Source organism: Microbispora sp. H10830, from assembly GCF_014161375.1.
GTDB classification, from domain to species: Bacteria; Actinomycetota; Actinomycetes; order Streptosporangiales; family Streptosporangiaceae; genus Microbispora; species Microbispora catharanthi.
The window spans coordinates 139,358-162,485 of record NZ_JABBWX010000016.1 but is presented as its reverse complement, the minus strand read 5'-3'; the positions used below and the strand labels follow the sequence as shown (position 1 = coordinate 162,485).

General features: G+C 69.1%; 16 protein-coding genes. 15 read left to right on the top strand and 1 reads right to left on the bottom strand.

From position 1 onward, the window contains the following. Window positions 1–2: 2 nt before the first annotated feature. The 3 genes from HHX35_RS33585 to HHX35_RS33575 all read left to right on the top strand — a co-directional run bounded on the left by HHX35_RS33585 (window position 3) and on the right by HHX35_RS33575 (window position 3,089). Window positions 3–794, top strand: a complete 792-nt coding sequence (locus HHX35_RS33585) for a dienelactone hydrolase family protein (protein ID WP_310739482.1) — start codon at window positions 3–5, stop codon at window positions 792–794. A gap of 220 nt (window positions 795–1,014) precedes the next feature. Then, window positions 1,015–1,875 (top strand): DMT family transporter, encoded by an 861-nt coding sequence (locus HHX35_RS33580; protein ID WP_182902671.1) that lies wholly within the window; start codon window positions 1,015–1,017, stop codon window positions 1,873–1,875. A 161-nt stretch (window positions 1,876–2,036) separates the two neighbouring features. Continuing rightward, a complete protein-coding gene (locus HHX35_RS33575) occupies window positions 2,037–3,089 on the top strand; it encodes a LacI family DNA-binding transcriptional regulator (protein WP_396781332.1) in 1,053 nt (350 codons plus the stop codon). A 94-nt stretch (window positions 3,090–3,183) separates the two neighbouring features. Here the strand turns inward: HHX35_RS33575 and HHX35_RS33570 are convergent, their stop codons facing one another. Then, a complete protein-coding gene (locus HHX35_RS33570; RefSeq protein WP_182902670.1) occupies window positions 3,184–6,969 on the bottom strand; it encodes an alpha-L-arabinofuranosidase C-terminal domain-containing protein in 3,786 nt (1,261 codons plus the stop codon). A gap of 254 nt (window positions 6,970–7,223) precedes the next feature. Between HHX35_RS33570 and HHX35_RS33565 the strand changes: the two genes are divergently transcribed. The 12 genes from HHX35_RS33565 (at window position 7,224) to HHX35_RS33510 (ending at window position 23,044) form a co-directional block, all read left to right on the top strand. Continuing rightward, the gene (locus HHX35_RS33565; RefSeq protein ID WP_182902703.1) at window positions 7,224–8,210 is read left to right on the top strand and encodes a LacI family DNA-binding transcriptional regulator; all 987 of its coding nucleotides are present in this window, start codon (window positions 7,224–7,226) and stop codon (window positions 8,208–8,210) included. A 74-nt stretch (window positions 8,211–8,284) separates the two neighbouring features. Then, window positions 8,285–9,280 carry an ABC transporter substrate-binding protein gene (locus HHX35_RS33560; protein WP_285780904.1) on the top strand — a complete coding sequence of 332 codons (996 nt, stop codon included), beginning with the start codon at window positions 8,285–8,287 and terminating at the stop codon, window positions 9,278–9,280. A gap of 75 nt (window positions 9,281–9,355) precedes the next feature. After that, on the top strand, window positions 9,356–10,867 hold the full coding sequence (locus tag HHX35_RS33555; RefSeq protein ID WP_182902669.1) for a sugar ABC transporter ATP-binding protein: 1,512 nt from the start codon (window positions 9,356–9,358) through the stop codon (window positions 10,865–10,867). Further along, window positions 10,864–11,910 carry an ABC transporter permease gene (locus HHX35_RS33550; protein ID WP_182902668.1) on the top strand — a complete coding sequence of 349 codons (1,047 nt, stop codon included), beginning with the start codon at window positions 10,864–10,866 and terminating at the stop codon, window positions 11,908–11,910. The genes HHX35_RS33555 and HHX35_RS33550 overlap by 4 nt, the downstream gene beginning before the upstream one ends. Continuing rightward, a complete protein-coding gene (gene yjfF / locus HHX35_RS33545) occupies window positions 11,907–12,905 on the top strand; it encodes a galactofuranose ABC transporter, permease protein YjfF (RefSeq protein ID WP_182902667.1) in 999 nt (332 codons plus the stop codon). The genes HHX35_RS33550 and yjfF overlap by 4 nt, the downstream gene beginning before the upstream one ends. Window positions 12,906–12,980: 75 nt before the next feature. Then, the gene (gene chvE, locus HHX35_RS33540) at window positions 12,981–14,099 is read left to right on the top strand and encodes a multiple monosaccharide ABC transporter substrate-binding protein (RefSeq protein ID WP_182902666.1); all 1,119 of its coding nucleotides are present in this window, start codon (window positions 12,981–12,983) and stop codon (window positions 14,097–14,099) included. Window positions 14,100–14,149: 50 nt separating this feature from the next. Then, on the top strand, window positions 14,150–15,679 hold the full coding sequence (gene mmsA / locus HHX35_RS33535) for a multiple monosaccharide ABC transporter ATP-binding protein (RefSeq protein ID WP_182902665.1): 1,530 nt from the start codon (window positions 14,150–14,152) through the stop codon (window positions 15,677–15,679). A 5-nt stretch (window positions 15,680–15,684) separates the two neighbouring features. After that, window positions 15,685–16,944: a multiple monosaccharide ABC transporter permease gene (gene mmsB, locus HHX35_RS33530; RefSeq protein ID WP_182902664.1), complete on the top strand. Its 1,260-nt coding sequence runs from the start codon at window positions 15,685–15,687 to the stop codon at window positions 16,942–16,944. Window positions 16,945–17,050: 106 nt separating this feature from the next. Next, on the top strand, window positions 17,051–18,700 hold the full coding sequence (gene araB / locus HHX35_RS33525; RefSeq protein ID WP_182902663.1) for a ribulokinase: 1,650 nt from the start codon (window positions 17,051–17,053) through the stop codon (window positions 18,698–18,700). After that, complete coding sequence (locus tag HHX35_RS33520; protein ID WP_079316089.1) at window positions 18,697–19,356, top strand: L-ribulose-5-phosphate 4-epimerase; 660 nt, start codon at window positions 18,697–18,699, stop codon at window positions 19,354–19,356. Before araB ends, HHX35_RS33520 begins: the two co-directional genes overlap by 4 nt. Next, window positions 19,353–20,834 (top strand): L-arabinose isomerase, encoded by a 1,482-nt coding sequence (araA, locus tag HHX35_RS33515; protein ID WP_139576262.1) that lies wholly within the window; start codon window positions 19,353–19,355, stop codon window positions 20,832–20,834. Before HHX35_RS33520 ends, araA begins: the two co-directional genes overlap by 4 nt. Beyond that, entirely contained in the window at window positions 20,834–23,044 is a 2,211-nt protein-coding gene (locus tag HHX35_RS33510) for an immunoglobulin-like domain-containing protein (protein WP_182902662.1), read from the top strand. Before araA ends, HHX35_RS33510 begins: the two co-directional genes overlap by 1 nt. Window positions 23,045–23,128 lie beyond the last annotated feature (84 nt).

The following is a 23,128-nucleotide window of genomic DNA, read 5'->3' as shown; positions in this document are numbered from 1 at the left end:
CCGTGTGCTACGAGCCCGATGCCGTGCCGCCCGTCTACGGTTCTCCGATCACGACCGTCGCGTCCGAACGCCTCGTGCTGACCTCGGCCGACGGCGCGGACTTCGCGGCTCATCTGGCCCGCCCCGGCCGCGCGTCCGGTCCTGCGGTGCTCATCCTGCCGGACAACCGGGGCTTGTCGGGATTCTACGAACGCCTCACAGAACGGCTCGCCGAGCAGGGGCACATCGCGCTCGCCATCGACTATTTCGGGCGTACGGCCGGGACCGGCCCGCGGACCGACGATTTCCCCTTCATGGAGCACCTGGGCAAGGCGCACAAGGACGGGCTGTTCGCCGACATCGCCGCCGGCGCCGCACATCTGCGGGCCGAAAGCGACGAGGAAATCGTCTCCCTCGGCTTCTGCTTCGGCGGCAGGCTCGCGTTCATGACGGCCCGGCCGGCCTTCGGGCTCGCCGGCACCATCGGCCTGTACGGATATCCGGACGTGCTGTTCGGCAACCCCGGCCCCACCCAGATGGCGGGCGAGCTGCGCGGACCGATCCTGGGATTGTTCGGCGGCGCGGACGAGGGCATCTCCCCCGAGGTGGTGAGCGCGTTCGGCGAGGCGCTGGAAGGCGCGGGGGTGGCGCACGAGTTCGTCACCTATCCGGGAGCGCCGCACAGCTTCTTCGAGCTGGGCCGCCCGGAGCTGGCCGAGTCCTGTGCCGACGCCTGGTCGCGCATCCTCGGCTTCCTGAAGCGGACAGCCCGAGGCGACCTGACCTCGCCTCGGGCTGCCACGATGCAAGACTAAGCCTTCCGGCTCCCGCCGCGCGCACCGGCACCCCCGAAAGTGCCTAAATGGTGATGCGGCCGAACGCGCGGACACGTTACGGTGCCCGCGTGACATTGATCGTCTCTCCGCCGCCCGCTCGCTAGCGGGCGGCGCCATCCGGTGAGCCGGGCCTGGGCGGCCCGGCCGGTGGCCCCTGCCCGCCTGCGGCAATCGGGCCCACCTCACTGGAGAGACATCGATGAACCATGCTCCAGCCCTGTCCGTACGGCAGGGTCTCGTCTACGTGTCCACCGCCGCGGTCGCCTGGGGAACCGGGGGCGCGGCGGGGGCGCTGCTGCACGGCGCGGGACAGTTGAGTCCCGTCGCCGTGTCGTTCTGGCGCTTCGCCTGCGGCGCGGCGCTCCTGCTCGCCGTCGCCCGCAGCCGCCCCTCCTGGCGGGCGGTGCTGCTCGTCGGCCCGGCGATGGCGGTGTGCCAGGCGGCCTACTTCGCGGCCATCGCCGAGGCCGGGGTCGCGGTCGCCACGATGATCACGATGGGCGCCGCTCCGCTCCTGGTGGCGGCCGGTGGCCGGATCTTCCTGGGCGAGCCGCTGGGCCGTACCGGCCTCGGATGCGCGGCGCTCGCCGTCGCCGGTCTGGCCATGCTCACGGGAGGCGCGCAGACGGTCACTCCGGCGGGCGCCGGCTACTCGCTGCTGTCGGCGGCGGCCTACTCCCTCGTCACCCTCACGACCCGCCGGATGCCCGCCGACGGCGTGGCCGTATGGGGGTTCGCCGGGGGCGCGGCCTGCCTGCTCCCACTCGCCGCCGCCGGAGGGCTGCTGCCCGCCGGGCACACCGTGACCAACGTGCTGCTGCTCGGCTACCTGGCGGCCGTGCCGACGGCGCTCGCGTACGGACTGTTCTTCGCGGGGCTGCGCGTCGTCGGCGGCACCACGGCGGCGGTCCTCTCCCTGCTCGAACCGCTGGTCGCCGCCGTCATCGGCGTCGTGCTGCTGGGGGAGCGCCTGTCCGCCGTGCAGGTGGGCGGGGCGATCGTGCTTCTGTGCGCCCTCGCCTGGCTCGCCAGGGGGGAACTTCGGGGCGTCCCACGCTAACTCAGGGGCCGGAGTACCTGTTAGCGATACCATGATCTGGGGGCAGTGCGCGTACGCGGTTACCAGGCGGAACGTTCCTCGCGGGGCTCGTGACGCGACGGTGGTCACCACGGTATTGACACGGCTTGCTGTTATCGCAAACACTCGGGAACCTGATCAGAATGAGCGGGGCGCGGCGGATGACGAAGGTCCGGCCTGGAGAGAGCCCGACCGAACGCCCGAAGGCGGCGGTCATGGAGGACGTCGCGGAGCTGGCAGGAGTGTCGGCGATGACGGTGTCGAGAGTGCTGAACGCTCCGGAGAAGGTGCGCCCGGAGACCCGGGCGCGCGTTCTCGCGGCGGTCCGCGAGCTCGACTACCGGCCCAATTCGGCGGCGCGGGTCCTGGTGACCGGCCGCTCGGGGGTGCTGGGGGTCGTCTGCTTCGACACCACCCTGTACGGCCCGGCCTCCACGTTGTTCGGCATCGAGCAGGCCGCCAGGGACAGCGACTACCTGGTCAGCATCGCCAGCCTGCCCGCGCTCAACCGCACCTGGATCGCCAGGGGAATCGACCGCCTGCGGTCCCAGTCGGTGGACGGCGTCATCGTCGTCGCGCCCCACGAGTCGGCCGCCGAGGGGCTCCGGCACCTTCCCCCGGGCCTCCCGGCGGTCGACGTCGGCGGAGGAACCGATCTGCCGGTGCCGGTGGCGGCGGTGGACCAGTACGCCGGCGCCGCCCGCGCCACCCGCCACCTGCTCAGTCTCGGTCACCGCACCGTCTGGCACCTGTCGGGCCCGCCCAACTGGATCGACGCGAGCGGCCGGGTGGCCGGCTGGCGGTCGGTGCTGGAGGCGGAGGGCAGGGAGGTCCCCGAGCCGCTGGTCGGCGACTGGACCGCCCACTCCGGCTACGAGATCGGCAAGCGGCTCGCCCGCGAGCCCGACGTGACGGCGATCTTCGTGGCCAACGACCACATGGCGATGGGCGTGCTGCGAGCCCTGCGGGAGGCGGGCCGGCGGGTCCCCGAGGACGTGAGCGTCGTCGGGTTCGACGACGTCCCCGAGGCGGCCTACTTCTGGCCGCCCCTGACCACCGTACGGCAGAACTTCGGCGAGGTCGGCCGGCAGGCGTTCCAGCTCCTGCTCGACCGCATCGCCGGGGTGGAAGGCGAGGCCAGGCGCATGGTGGAGCCCGAACTCGTGGTGAGGGAGAGCACCGGCGTCAGCCCCTGAAAAGCTTCCGCCCCGCCGGCGGCAGGCGTGTCCACGCCTGCCGCCGCTCGCGAGGAGCCGCCCGGGGCGATGGCGCACCCCGGACGGCCGTTTGTTACGGCTTCACCTCCAGCGTCACCGTGGTGGCCGACGGCCGGAAGCGGGCGTCGCCGGAGTAGGAGACGGTGAGCTCGTGCGTGCCGGCCGGCAGGTCGAGACCGAGCTCGGTCTTGCCCTGGCCGCCGGGGTTGAGCGTCCCGTCGCCGAGGATCGTCGCGCCCTCGGACACGGTCACCTCACCGGTCGCGCCCTCCGGGTCCACGCTGTAGTGGACCTGGACCTTCTTGCCCTGCTTCACCTGCTCGGGCGACGCGTGGGCGGTGACGGTGGTGCCGGCCCGGGTGTCCTTGCCGAGGCGGATGAACGTCACCGAGTGGGCCGGGAAGTCGTAGGTGAAGGCGGAGGAGAATCCGCTCACCTCCCGCTCGACCGGAGAGATCTTCGTGGGCTCGGTGAGCGAGTTCACGGCGGCCGGGTCACCGGTCAGCGAGGTGACGAGGGCCTTCGGCGCGATCGCGGCGGTGCCGAGGTCGACCGTGCTGCGCACGGCGGTGTCCTGGACGTTGACGGCCTTGATCACCACGTCGCCGGTGTCGCTGTCCTTCGAGACCACCTGGTAGAGCGGCTCGACGGCGGCGTTGTCGGTGAAGTCGTTGATCTTCTGGCCGTCCAGCCACGTGGTGATGTGGCGACCGGAGACCTGGATCTTGATTTTGTAGTCGCGACCGGTCTGGACCGTGGTGCTCGACGTCGCGATCGACGACTTGGCGCCGTTCGTCGCCTTCTCGACGGCCGACTGGGTGTTGTTCCAGCCGCCGATGTTCCACCAGTAGAAGTTGCCGGTGTCCTTCGCGCCGAACATCACCAGGAAGCCCTCGGCGCCGCCGGTCTTGCGTGCCGTGACCTCCAACGTGTAGTTGGACCAGTCCGTCGAGCCGGCCGTGGAGCGGGCGTCGGTCACGTTGGCCGTCTGGACGTACGCGCCGTCCTGCACCGCCCATGTTCCCTGGCCGGGAGTCCACTTGCCCGTGCCGTTCGAGAAGTCGTCGCCGAACAGGACCGTGCCGTCGGCCCCGGTCACCTTGACGTCGTCGTAGCGGACCTGGGTGCTCCAGGAGCCGAGGCCGATGGCGCCCTTGATGTCGTCCACCGGCAGCGGGCTCGCCTTGTACGTGCTCGGCAGCACGGTGTCGCCCACGTTGCGGGAGAACAGGCGCTGCACGTAGTAGCTGGGCGAGCCGTACACCTGGTCGTTGTCGAACCAGATGAGGTCCGGCGTCCAGTTGACGTAGTCGACGTTGGACAGCAGCGGCGCGTACGACGCCAGCTCGACGACGTCGGAGTTGCGCTCGATGCCGGTCAGGTACGACGCCTCGGTCAGCGCGTTCCAGTACGTGTTGCCCTTCGAGGCGTACTCGCCGACGAACACGTGCGGGCCGCTGCGGTCGTAGGTGTCGTAGCGGTGGTTGTTGGCCAGGAACCAGCTCGGGTCGTTGTAGTAGTGCTCGTCGACCAGGTCGGCCTTCTGGTCACGCGCGAACTGCCACATGCGATCGAACCAGCTGCCCTGGGACGTCTGGCCGGCGTTCGAGAGGATCTCGATGTTCGGGTACTCGGCCCGGATCGCGCTCGCGAACTTGGGGAAGTTCGTGAAGAACTCGGTGTAGATCTCCTCGTTGCCGAGGCCGATGTACTTCAGGTCGAACGGCTTGGGGTGGCCCATGGCGGCCCGCTTGGAACCCCAGGTGGAGTCGGCCGGGCCGTTGGCGAACTCGATGAGGTCGAGCGTGTCCTGGACCCACCGCTGGAGCTTGGCCTCGTCGGTCAGCGGCCGGTTCTCGTTGCAGCCGTTGACGCCCACCGACAGCACCGGCAGCGGCTCGGCGCCGATGTCCTCGGCGAACTGGAAGTACTCGTAGTAGCCGATGCCGTACGTCTGGTTGTAGCCCCAGAAGTTGAAGTTGGTCGGCCGCTCCTCGACCGGGCCGATCGTCTCCTTCCACTGGTAGATGCGGCGCCGGTCCTGGTTGAGCGAGTACGGGTCGTAGGTGCCGACGTTGGTCACGCAGCCGCCGGGGAAGCGCAGGAAGCGCGGCTTGAGCGCGGCGATCGTCTCGGCGATGTCCTTGCGCATGCCGTTCTGACGGCCCTTGAAGGTGTCCTCGGGGAACAGCGAGATCATGTCGAGGTCGGCCCGGCCGCTGCCGCCGGCCAGCACGACCAGGCGCGCCGCGTCGGTGGTCTCGCTCGCGGTGATCGTCGCGGTGTACTTCTTCCAGTCGGCCGACTGGGCGTCGATCGTGGCGGTGCCGTACACCTTGGAGCCGTCGGCGCTCTCGATGGACGCGGTGATCGGGCCGCCGCTGGTGCGCCGGGCGAACAGCGACAGGTCGTAGGTCTTGCCGGCCTGGACCGCGACGCCCTTGTTGAAGCCGGCGTTGCTCACGCCGAAACCGGTGCCCGGGCTGGTGATGTCCAGCCGCAGGAAGTTGCGGTTGTCGCTGTTCAGCGGCTGGTCGCCGGACACCGCGGCCGTCCCGGCCGCGCCGCCGCGCCCGACCTTGGTCCACGCGGTCAGGCCGTTGTAGTTCCGGTTGTCCACCGAGTTGAACTCGAAGGACCGGTTCTGCACGAGCTCGGCGTACAGGCCGCCGTCGGCCGCGTGGTTGATGTCCTCGTAGAAGATGCCGTACAGGTTGGGGCTGACCTTGGTGCCGGCGGCGGTGGTGTCCACCTTGAGCTCGCCGACGTCCTTGGCGTACCCCTCGACCTGGAACTTCGTCCCCTGCGTTGTTATGTCCTGGGCCGTTGTGTTCTGGCCTGTGGCGACGAGTCTGCCGTCGCTGACCGCGACTCGCCTGTCCCCGGCCGACAGGTACACCTTGCCTCCGCCGGCGTCGTGGAGCTGGAACGCTCCAGTCGTCGAGCCGAGGCGCAGCGTGGAGTCGTCGGCGACCCCCAGGTAGCCCTTGCCGTCCAGGTCCTTGAGCGCGACCGTGCCGTCGCCCCTGTCCTCGGCGGTGACCGCGAGGCTCGTCATGCCCGGGGCGTCGGAGGCGACCACCTGCCCGTCCTTGGCGGCCGACAGGTAGGGCGCGGAGCCGGCCGCGCGCAGCGTGAACGGGCCGGACGGGACGATCGTCCTGCCCTCGGCCGCCTTGACCGCGAAGTAGTCGAAGTCGGCCGCGATCGGCGTGCCGTTCTGCGCGGACAGCGCGAACAGGCCGACCTGCTTGACGTCCAGCGCGGCGGTGACCTTGGACGCCTGCACCCAGGCGGAGCCGTCCCAGTAGGACGAGGTGAACTCGTCGCCCGACCTCGTCAGCTTGAGGATCTCGCCCGTGGATCCGGAGCGGCTCGCGAAGGCCGCGGTGAACGCCGCCTTCACTTCGGTGTCGGTCTCGATGACGTTGCCCCCGGACGAGCCGACGTGCGCGAGACCGGCGCGGACGTAGTTGTCCCAGTCCTGCCAGGCGAAGACGCCGGCGCTCTGGTAGTCGAGCGCGACCGGGGCGCTGAACTTCGTGACGACCTCGAAGTCCCCGGCGGGGACGTCCATGAGGAAGATGTTCTTGGCCGAGTTGTCGGTCTGGTAGGTGTCGCCCTTCAACGAGTGGATCCGCAGGCTGCCGGGCTGCTCGCCGAGGGACCACTGGGTGTTGTCGGGGTTGAGGACCTGCCAGTCGGGACCGAGCGCGGCGGCGTCGAACTGGTCGACGGACGCGCCGGCGGGGATCGGGTCGGCGGTTTCGGCCTGAGCCGGCGTGGTGGAGAGCATGCCGCCCACCACACCGCTCACCATGGCCGCCGATAAGGCCAGTGACCAGGCCTTTCTGCTCATTTGGGGGGCTCCTCCGGTTTCTGTTAGCGCTAACATCACGGGATGGTCGCGAAGTGAGCGCTAACAAGCTGGATTCGGCCACCAGTTAAAGGCCGTGCGGCATGTCCGTCAATAGGGCGTTAACGCGATGTTTCGGTGTGACCGGACCGTAATCGGCCACCACCTTGACGGGGGGTCGTGTTAACGCTCACAGTCTTCCCAAGCAGTTGAGAGGAGCGCCAGTGGGACCCAACGTCGACCGCCGCCCGCCCGTCATGGCCGACGTGGCCAGGCTGGCCGGAGTGTCGCACCAGACGGTCTCGCGGGTGCTCAACGACCATCCGAACGTCCGCGCCGAGACCCGCACCCGGGTCATGCGGGCCATCGACCAGCTCGGTTACCGCCGCAACCTCGTCGCCCGGGCTCTGGTCACCAAGCACTCGCGCACGCTGGGCGTGGTCAGCTTCGACACGACGCTGTACGGCCCGGCAAGCACGGTATACGGAATCGAGCAGGCGGCGAGAGACGCGGGCTACTTCGTGAGCATCGTGAGCCTGCGGACCATCGACAGGGCCGGCGTGAACGACGCGATCGGCTACCTCGCCGAGCAGGGCGTGGACGGCATAGTCGTCGTCGCCCCGCAGCGGTCGGCGGCCCGGGCGCTCGACGACCTGCCGGCGGGCATGCCCGCCGTGGCCGTCGAGGGCTGGCACCAGGGCGACGTCTCCGCGGTCAGCGTCGACCAGGTCGAGGGCGCCAGGCTGGCGACCTCGCACCTTCTCGAGCTGGGGCATGAGACCGTCTGGCACATCAGCGGCCCGGCGGACTGGCTGGAGGCCGAGGGCCGGATCGAGGGCTGGCGCGCGGTTCTGACCGCCGCGGGGCGGCCCGTTCCCGGCATGCTGACCGGTGACTGGAGCCCCCGATCGGGCTACCGGGCCGGCAAGGAGCTCGCCGCCATGGCCGGCGACGTCACCGCGGTGTTCGTCGCCAACGATCAGATGGCGCTCGGCCTCCTGCGCGCGTTCACGGAGGAGGGGGTGAAGGTCCCTGAGCAGATCAGCATCGTGGGCTTCGACGACATCCCTGAGTCGGAGTTCTTCTCCCCGCCGCTCACCACCATCAGACAGGACTTCGGGGCCGTAGGCAGGCGCAGCATCGACGTGCTGCTCCGGCAGATCGAGTCGGGCGAGGGGCTGCCTCATGAGCGTCTCGTCGTGCCTCCCCAGTTCGTGCTCAGGGGAAGCACAGCCGCGCGCTAGCCGCACGGAATCACATTCGATGATCAGCGCTGCGCCGTAGGTGTTAGCGCTAACAGGTAGAAAGGATCCCCCCAGTGTTGAAGAGGATCTCGGCACTGATCCTGGCCGGTGCCACGGCCCTGACGATGGCCGGTTGCAGCAGCAGTGACAGCGGCGGCAGCGGCGGTTCGTCCGGCGGTGGCGCCGACGACGGAAAGCTCGTCATGGGCTTCGCCCAGGTCGGCGCGGAAAGCGGCTGGCGCACCGCCAACACCAAGGACATTCAGGAGTCGGCCAAGGCGGCCGGCGTCGAGCTGAAGTTCTCCGACGCGCAGCAGAAGCAGGAGAACCAGATCAAGGCCATCCGCTCCTACATCCAGCAGAAGGTCGACGTGATCGCCTTCTCGCCGGTCGTGGAGTCGGGCTGGGACACCGTCCTCAAGGAGGCGCAGAACGCGAAGATCCCGGTCATCCTCACCGACCGGGCCGTGGACTCCAAGGACACCAGCCTGTACAAGACCTTCCTCGGCTCCGACTTCGTCGAGGAGGGCAAGAAGGCCGGTCAGTGGCTGGTCGACCAGTACAAGGACAGCAAGGACGACGTGAACATCGTCCAGCTGGAGGGCACCACCGGCTCCGCGCCCGCCAACGACCGTAAGGCCGGCTTCCAGCAGGTCATCTCGGCCGACCCGAAGTTCAAGGTCATCGCCTCGCAGAGCGGCGACTTCACCCGCGCCAAGGGCAAGGAGGTCATGGAGGCCTTCCTGAAGTCCAACCCCAAGATCGACGTGCTGTACGCGCACAACGACGACATGGGCCTCGGCGCCATCGAGGCGATCGAGGGCGCGGGCAAGGTCCCGGGCAAGGACATCAAGATCATCACGGTTGACGCGGTCCACGACGGCATGCAGGCCCTCGCCGACGGCAAGATCAACTACATCGTCGAGTGCTCCCCGCTGCTCGGCACCCAGCTCATGGACCTCGCCAAGAAGGTCGTCAAGGGCGAGCAGGTGCCCCAGCGCGTGGTCACCGAGGAGACCACCTTCACCCAGGAGCAGGCCAAGGAGGCCCTGCCCAACCGCAAGTACTGATCGGTTCCTGGCCGCCCCCGTAACGGGGGCGGCCTCACCCGCGACGACGAGTTACGAGGATGAGAGGGGCGCCGCATGGCCGCACCCGCGCCGATCCTGCGGATGAGCGGGATCGGCAAGCAGTTCCCCGGCGTGAAGGCACTGGACGGCGTCGACTTCCGGCTGCTGCCGGGCGAGGTTCACGCGCTGATGGGGGAGAACGGCGCCGGCAAGTCCACCTTGATCAAGGTGCTCACCGGCGTCTACGACATCGACGCCGGCGAGATCGAGCTGGAGGGCCGACCGGTCGCCTTCTCCAGCCCCCTCGCCGCGCAGCAGGCGGGCATCAGCACCGTCTACCAGGAGGTCAACCTCTGCACGAACCTGTCGGTGGCGGAGAACATCTTCATCGGACGTGAGCCCCGCCGGCTCGGCCGTATCCAGTGGAAGGCGATGCGCCGCAGGGCCGAGGAGCTCCTCGCCCGGCTCGACCTCGACATCGACGTGTCGGCGCCCCTGTCGTCGTACTCGCTGGCGCTCCAGCAGATGGTCGCGATCGCGCGGGCGGTCGACATCGACGCGAAGGTTCTCATCCTCGACGAGCCCACCTCCAGCCTGGACGCCGGGGAGGTCGCCCAGCTCTTCACGGTGATGCGCAGGCTCAAGGAGCAGGGCATCGCGATCCTGTTCGTCTCGCACTTCCTCGACCAGATCTACGAGATCTCCGACCGGATGACGATCCTGCGCAACGGCACGCTCGTGGGGGAGTACCTCACCAGCGAGCTGAGCCAGGTCGATCTGATCGGCAAGATGATCGGCCGCGAGCTGGCCGACCTCGAGAAGCTGGAGGAACGCCCGCCGGCCGGCGAGGGTGCGCCGCTGGTCCAGGCCGAGGAGCTGGGCCGGGCCGGCGCCATCCAGCCGTTCACGCTCACCATCCGCGAGGGTGAGGTCGTCGGCCTGGCCGGGCTGCTCGGCTCGGGCCGCACGGAGATCGCCCGGCTGCTGTTCGGGGCCGACCACGCCGGCACCGGATCGCTGAAGATCGGCGGCGAGCAGGTCAGCCTGCGCACGCCCCGATCCGCGGTCTCCCGGAAGCTGGCCTTCTGCTCGGAGAACCGGCGGGCGGAGGGGCTGATCCCCGACCTGACGGTCCGGGAGAACCTCATCCTCGCCCTGCAGGCCTCCCGCGGCTGGACCAGGCCGATCCCCCGGCGCAAGCAGGACGAACTGGTCGACAAGTACATCTCCGCGCTGAACATCCGCCCGGCCAACCCCGACCAGCTCATCAGGAACCTCAGCGGCGGCAACCAGCAGAAGGTGCTGCTGGCCCGCTGGCTCATCCTGGAGCCCCGCCTGCTCATCCTCGACGAGCCCACCCGCGGCATCGACGTCGGCGCCAAGGCCGAGATCCAGCGGCTCGTCGCCGAGCTGTCGGACGGCGGGATGGCAGTGCTGTTCATCTCCGCCGAGCTGGAGGAGGTGCTGCGGCTCAGCCACAAGGTCGGGGTGCTGCGCGACCGCCGGCTCGTCGCGGAACTGGACAATGACGAGCGGCTGACCACCGACAAACTGACGGAGACGATCGCGAGCGGAGCTCGATCATGAGCCGGATCCTGAAGCATCGCCTGTTCTGGCCTCTGGTCATCCTGGTCGCGCTGCTGGCACTGAACCTCTTCTTCACGGACAACTTCTTCAGGATCCAGATGAAGGAGGGGCACCTCTACGGCAGCCTGATCGACATCGTCCGGTTCGGCGCGCCGCTGATCCTGGTGTCGCTCGGCATGACGCTGGTCATCGCCACCAGCGGCATCGACCTGTCGGTCGGCTCGGTCGTGGCGATCGCCGGCGCGCTGGCCTGCCTGCGCATCAGCGGCCTGTCCGACCAGAACTCGGTGGGCGGCGTGCTCGGGGCCGTGGGCCTCGCGCTGGTGCTGTCGGTGGTCCTCGGCGCGTGGAACGGCTTCCTCGTCGCGGGCATCGGCATCCAGCCGATCATCGCGACGCTGATCCTGATGGTCGCCGGGCGCGGCCTGGCCCAGCTCATCACCGACGGCCAGATCACCACGGTCAACAGCTCGCCGTACAAGCTGATCGGCGGCGGCTACTGGCTGACGCTGCCGTTCGGGATCATCATCGTGGCGGTCGTGCTCGCGCTCACCGCGTTCCTCACCCGGCGCCTGGCGCTCGGCCTGCTCATCGAGTCGGTCGGCGGCAACGCCGAGGCGAGCCGCCTGGCCGGCATCAGCGCCCGCGGCGTGCTCATGACGGTGTACGCGTTCTGCGGGCTGTGCGCCGGCATCGCCGGCCTCATGATCAGCTCGAACGTCTCCAGCGCCGACGGCAACAACGCCGGTCTGTGGATCGAGCTGGACGCGATCCTCGCCGTCGTCATCGGCGGCACCCCGCTGTCCGGCGGCCGGTTCTCGCTGAGCGGCACGGTGCTGGGCGCCCTCATCATCCAGACGCTGACCACCACGATCTATTCGATCGGCGTTCCGCCGGAGACGACGCTGCTGTTCAAGGCGCTCGTGGTGACGATCGTCTGCCTGATTCAGTCCCCGGCCTTCCGCGGGAAGGTGTTCCACCGCCGCAGGCGCCCGATGGCGGCGCGCCCGTCGGCCGAAGAGAAGGTGAGGGTCTCGGCATGACGAGCGTCACCGGTCTGCTGGACCTCCGCCGTACGGTCCCGTCGAAGTACATCCCCGTCATGGTGACCGCGGGCCTGTTCGTGGCCATGTTCGTGGCGGGCGGCATCCGCTACGAGAACTTCGCCACCGGGCAGATCATCCTCAACGTCTTCATCGACAACGCGTTCCTGCTGGTCGTCGCGGTCGGCATGACGTTCGTGATCCTCACCGGCGGCATCGACCTGTCGGTCGGTTCGGTGGTCGCGCTCGCCACGATGTTGAGCGCCAGCCTGCTGAAGGACGGCTGGCCGGCGTACGCGGTCATGGCCCTGGTGCTGGTGATCGGCGCGGTGCTGGGCCTGGCCATGGGCGCCATCATCCACTACTTCGAGATCCAGCCGTTCATCGTCACGCTGGCCGGGATGTTCCTGGCCCGTGGCCTGTGCTACACGATCAGCACCGAGTCGATCCCGATCGAGAACCCGACGTTCACCGACATCGCCCAGACGCGGATCAACCTCGGCGGCGACCTGTCGGTCTCCCCGAGCGCGGTGATCGCGGTGGTGGTCGTGCTGATCGCGGCGTACGTGCTGCACTACACCCGGCTCGGCCGCAACGTCTACGCGACCGGCGGCAGCGAGCAGTCGGCTCTGCTCATGGGTCTCCCGGTGGCCCGTACGAAGATCGCGGTCTACACGATCAGCGGCTTCTGCTCGGCCCTCGGCGGCCTGCTGTTCGCCTTCTACTCGCTGTCGGGCTACGGACTGAGCGCCGTGGGCATGGAGCTGGACGCGATTGCCGCGGTCGTCATCGGCGGTACGCTGCTGACCGGCGGGAGCGGCTTCCTACTCGGCACCGTGCTCGGCGTGCTCGTGCTGGGGCTGATTCAGACGATCATCAGCTTCGAGGGCACGCTCAGCTCCTGGTGGACCAGGATCTTCATTGGTCTGCTGCTCTTCGTCTTCATCCTCCTACAGCGCGTGTTCTCCGGTGGATCGCGCCGCCGAACTTCTTGACGTGCAGAAACGTCCCCCAGTCCCTTCTACCGGCCGCATCGAGCTGTGCGGCGACCCCCAACCAAGGAGATGCATATGAGGTTGCTACGAATCGGGGGCGTGGTGTCCGCCATCGCGCTCGCCGCGACAATGACGGCCTGCGGCTCCAGCCAGAAGACGGTGGACACCGAGGCGTCCGCGTCCTCCGGGGCCGGCACCGCCGGCGCCCTGATCGGCGTCACCATGCCCACCAAGTCGTCGGAGCGCTGGATCCACGACGGCGACAACGTGAAGCAGCAGCTCGAGAGCCTCGGCTACAAGGTCGACCTCCAGTACGCCGAGAACGACATCCCCACCCAGGTCAACCAGATCGAGAACCAGATCACCAAGGGCGCCAAGCTCCTGATCATCGCCTCGATCGACGGCACCGCGATCACCTCCCAGCTCCAGGAGGCCGCGGACAACAAGATCCCGGTCATCGCCTACGACCGGCTCATCCGCAACAGCCCGAACGTCGACTACTACGCCACCTTCGACAACTTCAAGGTCGGCGTGCAGCAGGCGACCTCGCTGCTGAAGGGCCTCGGCGTCGACAGCGGCAAGAAGGGCCCGTTCAACGTCGAGCTGTTCGGCGGCTCGCCCGACGACAACAACGCCACCTTCTTCTGGAACGGCGCGATGTCGGTGCTCAAGCCGAAGATCGACGACGGCACGCTGAAGGTCAAGAGCGGCCAGACCGACTTCAAGCAGGCCGCCATCCTGCGGTGGGACCCCGCCACGGCGCAGAAGCGCATGGAGGACATTCTCACCAAGACCTACACCGGTGACGCCAAGGTCGACGGCGTGCTCTCGCCGTACGACGGGCTCTCCATCGGCATCCTGTCGGCGCTCAAGAGCTCCGGCTACGGCACCAGCGGCCAGCCGTACCCGGTCGTGACCGGCCAGGACGCCGAGCTGGCGTCGGTCAAGTCGATCGTCGCGGGTGAGCAGTACTCGACCATCTTCAAGGACACCCGCAAGCTCGCGGAGCAGACCGTGAAGATGGCGGACGCGGTGCTGAAGGGTCAGAAGCCCGAGGTGAACAACGAGAAGGACTACGACAACGGCAACAAGGTCGTCCCGTCGTACCTGCTCGACCCGGTGGTCGTCGACAAGGACAACTACAAGGACGTCATCGTCGGCAGCGGCTACTACACCGAGGACCAGCTCAAGTAGGGATCCGGGCCCGGGGAGCAGTCCCCGGGCCCTCCCTGAGCGGGGGGCACATGACCGAGCACATCTTGCGAATGAGCGGGATCACCAAGACATTCCCCGGAGTGACGGCCCTGCAGGACGTCAACCTGGCGGTACGGCGGGGTGAGATCCACGCTATCTGCGGCGAGAACGGCGCCGGCAAGTCGACGCTGATGAAGGTGCTGTCCGGGGTCTATCCCCACGGCCAGTACGACGGCGAGATCACCTTCGAGGGCAGACGCTGCGAGTTCGGCGGCATCCGCGACAGCGAGCACGCCGGCATCGTCATCATCCACCAGGAGCTGGCGCTGTGCCCGCAGCTGTCGATCGCGGAGAACATCTACCTCGGCAACGAGCGGGCGACGCGTGGCGTCATCGACTGGAACCGAACCAACTACGAGGCCGGCGAGCTGCTGAAGCGGGTCGGCCTGCGCGAGAACCCCACGACGACGGTCTCCGACATCGGCGTGGGCAAGCAGCAGCTCGTGGAGATCGCCAAGGCGCTGTCGAAGGAGGTCAAGCTCCTCATCCTCGACGAGCCGACCGCGGCGCTCAACGACGAGGACTCGGCCCACCTGCTCGACCTGCTGCGCGGGCTCAGGGACGAGGGCATCACGTGCGTGATCATCTCGCACAAGCTCAACGAGGTCACGGCGATCGCCGACTCCGTCACGATCCTCCGTGACGGGCGCACGATCGAGACGCTGGACATGGCCGTCGACCGCGTGACCGAGGACCGCATCATCTCCGGGATGGTCGGCCGCGCACTCGACAACCGCTTCCCGCCGCGCACGCCCGCGATCGGCGAGGAGGCCTTCCGGATCGAGGACTGGACGGTCTACAGCCCCAGCCAGCCCGGCAGGAAGGTGGTCGACGGGGCCTCGCTCATGCTGCGGCGTGGTGAGATCGTGGGCCTGGCCGGGCTGATGGGCGCCGGGCGCACCGAACTGGCGATGAGCGTGTTCGGGCGGACGTACGGCGTGCACATCTCCGGCAGGATCTTCAAGGGCGGCGAGCGGATCGAGCTGCGCACCGTGCAGGACGCGATCAGGCACGGCGTCGCCTACGCCACCGAGGACCGCAAGAGGTACGGCCTCAACCTCATCGAGGACATCAAGCGCAACATCAGCGCGGCCTGGCTCAAGGGCCTGTCCAAGCGCGGCTGGGTGAACGAGTACGAGGAATACCGCGTCGCCCAGCAGTTCCGCGGGAGCATGAACATCAAGGCGCCCAGTGTGGACAGCGTCGTCGGCAAGCTGAGCGGCGGCAACCAGCAGAAGGTCGTGCTCTCCAAGTGGATCCTGACCGAGCCGGACGTGCTGATCCTCGACGAGCCGACCCGGGGCATCGACGTCGGCGCCAAGTACGAGATATACATGATCATCAACCGTCTGGCGGAGCAGGGCAAGGCCGTGCTGGTGATCTCGTCTGAGCTGCCCGAACTGCTCGGCCTCTGCGACCGCATCTACACGCTCTCGGAGGGGCGCGTCACCGGTGAGGTGCCGCGCGAGGAGGCCACGCAGGAACGCCTCATGTATCTCATGACCAAGGGACAGGAGTAGCTCGCATGAGCAGCATCACGCCCGCCGACGTCGAGGTCGGCGCCAAGGGCGGCGGGGGAGCGCCGGGGCGGCCGGGCCGGGTGTCGCTCGGCGGGCTGTCGGTAAACCTGCGCTCCAGCGGCATCTACATCGCCTTCGCACTGATCATCGTGTTGTTCTCGGTGCTGACCGACGGCGCACTGCTGCAGCCGCAGAACATTTCCAACATCATCGTCCAGAATTCCTACATCCTGATCCTGGCGATCGGGATGATCCTGGTCATCATCGCGGGGCACATCGACCTGTCGGTCGGCTCGGTGGTCGCGGTCACCGGCGCGTTGGCCGCGGTGCTGATGGTGAACATGGGCGTGCCCTGGCCGGCGGCCGTGCTGATCACGATCGTGGCCGGAGCCCTGATCGGGGCCTGGCAGGGGTACTGGATCGCGTACTTCGGCATCCCCGCCTTCATCGTCACGCTGGCCGGCATGCTGCTGTTCCGGGCACTGACCCTCACCGTCCTGGGCAACCAGGGCATCGGCCCGTTCCCCGACCAGGTCCGCACACTGGCCAACGGCTTCACCGACGGCTGGCTGGGCAACATCGGCCTCGGCCCGCTCGGGGGCGCCGACCTGTTCAGCCTGCTGGTCGGCATCGTCGCGATCGCCGGCATGGTCCTCGCGCAGTGGCGCACCCGGAGCGCCCGCAAGGGCTACGGGCAGGCGGTCGATCCCCTGGCGCTGTTCGCGCTGAAGATCGCGGCAGGAGCCGCGGTGATCCTCTTCCTCGTCGTGCAGCTCGCCCGCTTCAAGAACCTGCCGTGGGTGCTCGTGCTGCTGGCGGTGCTCGTGCTGGCGTACTCGCTGATGGCGAACCGCACGGTCTTCGGACGGCAGATCTACGCCATCGGCGGCAACCTGCACGCGGCCGTGATGTCCGGCGTGAAGGTCAAGTCGGTGGTCTTCTGGATCTTCGTCAACATGGGGGTGCTGTCGGCGATCGCCGGTGTCATCTTCGCCGGCCGGCTCAACCAGGCGGGCCCCACCGCGGGCAACAGCTTCGAGCTGGACGCGATCGCGGCGGCCTTCATCGGCGGCGCGGCGGTGCAGGGCGGCGTGGGCAAGGTGGTCGGGGCGATCACCGGTGGTCTGATCATGGCGGTCATCAACAACGGCATGTCGCTGATCGGCTCGCCCAGCGAGCGGGTCATGCTCGTCAAGGGTGCCGTGCTGCTCGCCGCGGTGGCGTTCGACGTGTGGACCAAGCGCAGGGCCGGCACCGCGCGCTGATGCCCGCGGACATCGATAGAAACCGGTTTCGGGCCGCCGGCCGCATCGCCGGCCGGCGGCCCCCCGCTCCGGGCATGGGCGGCGCAAGAGCCTCTGGAGGTTGAGTGTGAACGTTAACAGTGACCGTTATGTGGTCGGTGTGGATTACGGCACGTTGTCCGGCCGCGCCGTGGTGGTCCGGGTGAGCGATGGCGCGGAGCTGGGCAGCGCCGTGCACGAGTACGCCCACCGGGTGATCGAGGACGCGTTACCGGGCTCCGGCGTCCGCCTCGGACCGGACTGGGCCCTGCAGTCGCCCGCGGACTGGATCGACGTGCTGCGGCACGCGGTGCCCAAGGCGCTGGCCGCCGCGCAGGTCCCCGCCGAGCAGGTGATCGGCATCGGCACGGACTTCACGGCCTGCACGATCCTGCCCGCCACGGCCGACGGCCACCCGCTGTGCGAGGAGTTCCCCGAGCGGCCGCACGCCTGGCCGAAGCTCTGGAAGCACCACGCGGCCCAGCCGCACGCCGACCGCATCAACGCGCTGGCCGCCGAGCGCGGCGAGGCGTGGCTGCCGCGGTACGGCGGCAAGATCTCCTCCGAGTGGGCCTTCGCCAAGGGCTTGCAGCTGCTGGAGGAGGACCCGGAGATGTACGACCGGGCCGACCGCTGGATCGAGGCCGCCGACTGGATCATCTGGCAGCTCACCGGGGTGGAGACCCGAAACGTCTGCACCGCCGGCTACAAGGCCGTCCACCAGGACGGCGCCTATCCGTCCGAGGACTTCCTGACCGCGCTCAATCCCGCCTTCTCCGGTTTCACCCGGAAGCTCGGCCAGGAGCTCGTTCCGCTCGGCGGCCTCGCTGGCCACCTGACCGCGCGGGCCGCCGAGTGGACGGGCCTGCCCGAGGGGATCGCGGTGGCGGTCGGCAACGTCGACGCCCACGTCACCGCCGCGGCGGCCGACGCCGTGCGGCCGGGCCAGATGGTCGCCATCATGGGCACCTCCACCTGCCACGTCATGTGCTCCGACCAGCTCGCCGAGGTTCCCGGCATGTGCGGCGTGGTGCGCGACGGCATCGTCCCCGGACTGTGGGGCTACGAGGCGGGCCAGTCCGCCGTCGGCGACATCTTCGGCTGGTTCGTGGACAACTGCGTGCCCGCGTCGTACGCGGAACGGGCCGCCGAGGCGGGGCTCGGGCTGCACGAGTACCTCACCTCCCTCGCCGCCGGGCAGAAGGTCGGGCAGCACGGGCTGGTCGCCCTCGACTGGCACGGCGGCAACCGCTCGGTCCTGGTCGACCACACCCTCTCCGGCGTCGTCGTCGGCCAGACGCTCGCCACCCGGCCTGAGGACGTCTACCGGGCGCTCATCGAGGCCACCGCGTTCGGCGCCAGGACGATCGTGGAGACGTTCGAGGCCGCCGGGGTCCCGGTGGAGGAGTTCGTGGTCGCCGGCGGCCTGCTCAAGAACGGCTTCCTCATGCAGACGTACGCCGACGTGCTGCGCCGCCCGCTGTCGGTGATCGGCTCCGACCAGGGGCCGGCCCTCGGCTCGGCGATCCACGCGGCCGTCGCCGCGGGCGCCTACCCCGACATCACCGCCGCCGGGGCGGCCATGGGCAAGCGCCAGGCCGCCGCGTACGCGCCCGACGCCGAGCGGGCCGACGCCTACGACCGGCTGTACGCCGAGTACCGCAGGTTGCACGACCACTTCGCGGACGGCGGGATGCTCCACCGGCTCCGCGCTATCAGGAACGAGGCCAGTGCATGATCGATGAACTTCGCAGGGAAGTCTGCCGGCTCCACGCCGAACTGGTGCGATACAACCTCGTCGCCTGGACGGCCGGCAATGTGTCGGGCCGGGTGCCGGGCGAGGACCTGTTCGTCATCAAGCCCAGCGGCGTGTCGTACGACGACCTGACCCCCGAGTCGATCGTGGTCTGCGACCTCGACGGCAACCTGGTCGAGGGCGACCTGTCTCCCTCCAGCGACACGGCGGCGCACGCCTACGTCTACCGGCACATGCCGGAGGTCAACGGCGTGGTGCACACCCACTCCACGTACGCCTCGGCGTGGGCGGCCCGCGGTGAGGCGATCCCGTGCGTGCTCACCGCGATGGCCGACGAGTTCGGCGGGGAGATCCCCCTCGGGCCGTTCGCGCTCATCGGCAACGACGACATCGGCAAGGGGATCGTCGCGACCCTGACCGGTCACCGCTCCCGCGCCGTGCTGATGCAGAACCACGGCGTGTTCACCATCGGCGAGTCGCCGAAGGCGGCCGTCAAGGCCGCCGTGATGTGCGAGGACGTCGCCCGCACCGTGCACGTCTCCCGGCAGCTCGGCGAGCCCCTGCCGATCGCGCAGGGCGACATCGACCGCTTGTACGACCGGTATCAGAACGTCTATGGACAGAGGAGTCACCTGTGAAGCTATGGTTCCTGACCGGTAGCCAGGGCCTGTACGGCGAGGACACGCTGCGGCAGGTGGCCGAGCAGTCCCAGCGCATCGCCGAGCAGCTGGGCGAGGCGCTGCCGTTCGAGCTCGAGTGGCGGCCCGTGCTCACCGACGCGGCGGCCATCCGCCGCGTGTGCCTTGAGGCCAACGGTGACGACGACTGCATCGGCCTGATCGCGTGGATGCACACGTTCTCCCCGGCCAAGATGTGGATCGCCGGCCTGGACGCGTTGCGCAAACCGCTGCTGCACCTGCACACGCAGGCCAACGTGGAACTGCCGTGGAGCTCCATCGACATGGACTTCATGAACCTCAACCAGGCCGCCCACGGCGACCGCGAGTTCGGCTACATCCAGACGCGCCTCGGCGTGCCGCGCAAGACCGTCGCGGGCCACGTGAGCGACCCGGCGGTGGCGGCGCGGATCGCCACCTGGGCCCGCGCCGCGGCCGGCCGGGCCGAGGTCGGCTCGCTGCGCCTGGCCCGCTTCGGCGACAACATGCGCGACGTCGCCGTGACCGAGGGCGACAAGGTCGAGGCGCAGCTGCGGTTCGGGGTGTCGGTGAACACCTACGGCGTCAACGAGCTGGTCGAGGCCGTGGACGCCGCCGCGGACGCCGACGTGTCCGCCCTCGTCAAGGAGTACGAGGACCTCTACCGGATGGCCCCCGAGCTGCGCGCGGGCGGGGAGCGGCACGAGTCGCTGCGTTACGCGGCCCGCATCGAGCTGGGCCTGCGGCACTTCCTGGAGGGCGGCGGCTTCAAGGCGTTCACCACGAACTTCGAGGACCTGGGCGGGCTGCGCCAGCTTCCCGGCCTGGCCGTGCAGCGGCTCATGGCCGAGGGCTACGGCTTCGGCGGCGAGGGCGACTGGAAGACCTCGGTGCTGCTGCGCACGCTCAAGGTCATGTCGGCGGGCCTGCCCGGCGGCACCTCGTTCATGGAGGACTACACCTACCACCTCACCCCGGGCGAGGAGCTCATCCTCGGCGCGCACATGCTGGAGGTCTGCCCGACGATCGCGGCGGACACCCCCGCGTGCGAGATCCACCCGCTGAGCATCGGCGGCCGGGAGGACCCGGTTCGGCTCGTGTTCGACGCGGCCCCCGGCCCCGCCGTGGTGGTGGGCCTGTCCGACATGGGCGAGCGGTTCCGGCTGGTGGCCAACGAGATCGACGTGGTCGCCCCGCCCGAGCCGCTGCCCGCCCTGCCGGTCGCCCGCGCGGTGTGGCGGCCCCGGCCCGACATGCGCACCTCCGCCGAGTCGTGGATCACGGCGGGCGCCCCGCACCACACGGTGCTCTCCTCGGCCATCGGGTCCGAGGAGCTGAACGACTTCGCCGACATGCTCGGCGTCGAGTTGCTCGTCATCGACGAGGCGACCACCTCCCGCCAGTTCGTCAAGGAACTGCGGTGGAACCAGGCCTACTATCGGCTCGCGCAAGGATTTTGATGGGAAAACGTGTTCATCTGCTCCGGGGGGTGGTGGGCGGCCTGGCCGCCCTCACACTCGGAGCGGGGGCACTCGTCCCGTCCGCCGCCTCGGCGGCGGACGAGGGCCTCGCTCTCTGGTACAAGCTCGACGAGACCTCCGGCACCGTGGCCGCCGACTCCTCCGGCAACGGCAGGAACGGCACGCTCGGCGGTGACGCGAGCTGGGGCGACGGCCTCCAGCTCGGTGGCACGAACGGGTACGTGAAGCTGCCCGACAACCTCATGCGCGGCATGACCTCGATCACGGTCGCGCTCGACGTCTGGATCGACCCCACGCAGGCCACGCCGTACTTCGTCTACGGCTTCGGCAACTCGAGCGGGTCGAGCGGCAACGGCTATCTGTTCACCACCGGCAACACCTTCCGCACGTCGATCGCCTCGGGCAACTGGTCGACCGAGCAGAACGCCAACGCCGGCGTCAACCTGCCGCGCGGCGGCTGGCAGCACATCGCGTACACGCTCGGCGGCGGCGTCGGGGTGCTGTACCAGAACGGCGACGAGGTCGCCCGCAACACCGCCGTCACGCTCACCCCGGGCTCGATCGGCGGCGGCACGACCACGGCCGACTACATCGGCCGTTCGCTCTACTCGGGCGACAAGTACCTCAAGGGCAGGGTCAAGGACTTCCGCGTCTACGGCCGGGCCCTCGGCGCGTCCGAGATCGCCCAGCTCGCGGGGCCGGTCAACGCCGAGATCGTCAAGCAGGACGCCGCGGCGCTCGACCTCGGCGACACCGGCGCGGTCCGGTCCGACCTGACGCTGCCGGCCAAGGGCACGTCCGGGTCCACGATCACCTGGGCCTCCAGCGACCCGTCCGTCGTCAGCACGACCGGCGCGGTCACCCGGCCGCCGGCGGGCGCGGCGGACGCCCACGTCACCCTCACCGCCACGCTCACCAAGGGCACGGCGACCGAGACGAAGACGTTCGACGTCACCGTCGAGGCGATCTACACCGACAAGCGGGCCGTCGAGACCGACGCAGGCAAGCTCGTCGTGCACAACATCGGCGACGTCCGCGGCAATCTGACGCTGCCGACGAAGGGCGAGAACGGCACCACCATCACCTGGCGGTCCAGCAAGCCGGACACGCTCAGCGAGACCGGCGAGGTCAACCGTCCCGCGCCGGGCGCCGAAGCCGTGAAGGTGAACCTCAAGGCCACGGTCTCGCGCGGCGGCCACCAGGCCGTGCGCGTCTTCAAGCCCGAGGTGCCGGCGCTGCCCGCCAAGGAGCCGTACAAGGGCTACCTGTTCGCCTACTTCACCGGCGAGGGCTACTCGAACGGCGAGCAGATCTACAACGCGCTGAGCAAGGGCGACGACCCGCTGCACTGGCAGGAGCTCAACGGCGGCCGGCCGGTCGTCACCTCCGACGTCGGAGAGAAGGGCCTGCGCGACCCGTTCGTCATCCGCTCGCCCGAGGGCGACAGGTTCTACCTGATCGCCACGGACCTCAAGATCTACGGCAACGGCGACTGGGACCGCGCGCAGCGCGGCGGCAGCCGCTCGATCATGGTGGCCGAGTCGACCGACCTGGTGCACTGGACGAACCAGCGGCTCGTCCAGGTCTCCCCGCCTGAGGCCGGCAACACCTGGGCGCCGGAGGCGTACTACGACAAGACCCTCGGCGCGTACGTGGTGTTCTGGGCGTCCAAGCTGTACGACAACCCGCAGCACACGGGGGACACGTACAACAAGATGGTGTACGCGACGACCCGCGACTTCTACACCTTCTCCGAGCCGAAGATCTGGAAGGACCCGGGCTACTCGGTCATCGACTCGACCGTGATCGAGCACAACGGGACCTACTACCGCTTCACGAAGGACGAGAGGAACAACACCTCCTCCAGCCCGTGCAGCAAGTACATCATCGAGGAGAAGTCCACCTCGCTGACCGACACGAACTGGGGCTTCCTGAAGGAGTGCATCGGCTCCGGCGTGCTGTCGCGCGGTGAGGGGCCGACGATCTTCAAGTCCAACACCGAGGACAAGTGGTACCTGTTCATCGACGAGTACGGCGGCCGCGGCTACGTGCCGTTCGAGTCGACCGACCTCGAGAAGGGCGACTGGACCGTCCCGGCCGACTACCAGCTCCCGAGCCGTCCGCGTCACGGCACGGTGCTGGGCGTCACGCAGGCCGAGTACGACCGGCTGCTCTCCGCTCTCGGCTGATCCGGGCTCTCGGCTGATCCGGTCTCGCTGATCGCGCGCGGGCCCTTCCCCCAGGGGAAGGGCCCGTTCGTGTGTCAGACGCTG

Excerpts from the sequence above, each read along its gene's own strand:
- HHX35_RS33520 (WP_079316089.1), top strand. The coding sequence starts at position 18,697 with ATGATCGATGAACTTCGCAGGGAAGTCTGCCGGCTCCACGCCGAACTG.
- mmsB (WP_182902664.1), top strand. The coding sequence starts at position 15,685 with ATGAGCAGCATCACGCCCGCCGACGTCGAGGTCGGCGCCAAGGGCGGC.
- HHX35_RS33575 (WP_396781332.1), top strand. The coding sequence starts at position 2,037 with ATGAGCGGGGCGCGGCGGATGACGAAGGTCCGGCCTGGAGAGAGCCCG.
- yjfF (WP_182902667.1), top strand. The coding sequence starts at position 11,907 with ATGACGAGCGTCACCGGTCTGCTGGACCTCCGCCGTACGGTCCCGTCG.
- HHX35_RS33550 (WP_182902668.1), top strand. The coding sequence starts at position 10,864 with ATGAGCCGGATCCTGAAGCATCGCCTGTTCTGGCCTCTGGTCATCCTG.
- HHX35_RS33570 (WP_182902670.1), bottom strand. The coding sequence starts at position 6,969 with ATGAGCAGAAAGGCCTGGTCACTGGCCTTATCGGCGGCCATGGTGAGC.
- HHX35_RS33510 (WP_182902662.1), top strand. The coding sequence starts at position 20,834 with ATGGGAAAACGTGTTCATCTGCTCCGGGGGGTGGTGGGCGGCCTGGCC.
- mmsA (WP_182902665.1), top strand. The coding sequence starts at position 14,150 with ATGACCGAGCACATCTTGCGAATGAGCGGGATCACCAAGACATTCCCC.
- HHX35_RS33580 (WP_182902671.1), top strand. The coding sequence starts at position 1,015 with ATGAACCATGCTCCAGCCCTGTCCGTACGGCAGGGTCTCGTCTACGTG.
- chvE (WP_182902666.1), top strand. The coding sequence starts at position 12,981 with ATGAGGTTGCTACGAATCGGGGGCGTGGTGTCCGCCATCGCGCTCGCC.
- HHX35_RS33555 (WP_182902669.1), top strand. The coding sequence starts at position 9,356 with ATGGCCGCACCCGCGCCGATCCTGCGGATGAGCGGGATCGGCAAGCAG.
- HHX35_RS33565 (WP_182902703.1), top strand. The coding sequence starts at position 7,224 with ATGGCCGACGTGGCCAGGCTGGCCGGAGTGTCGCACCAGACGGTCTCG.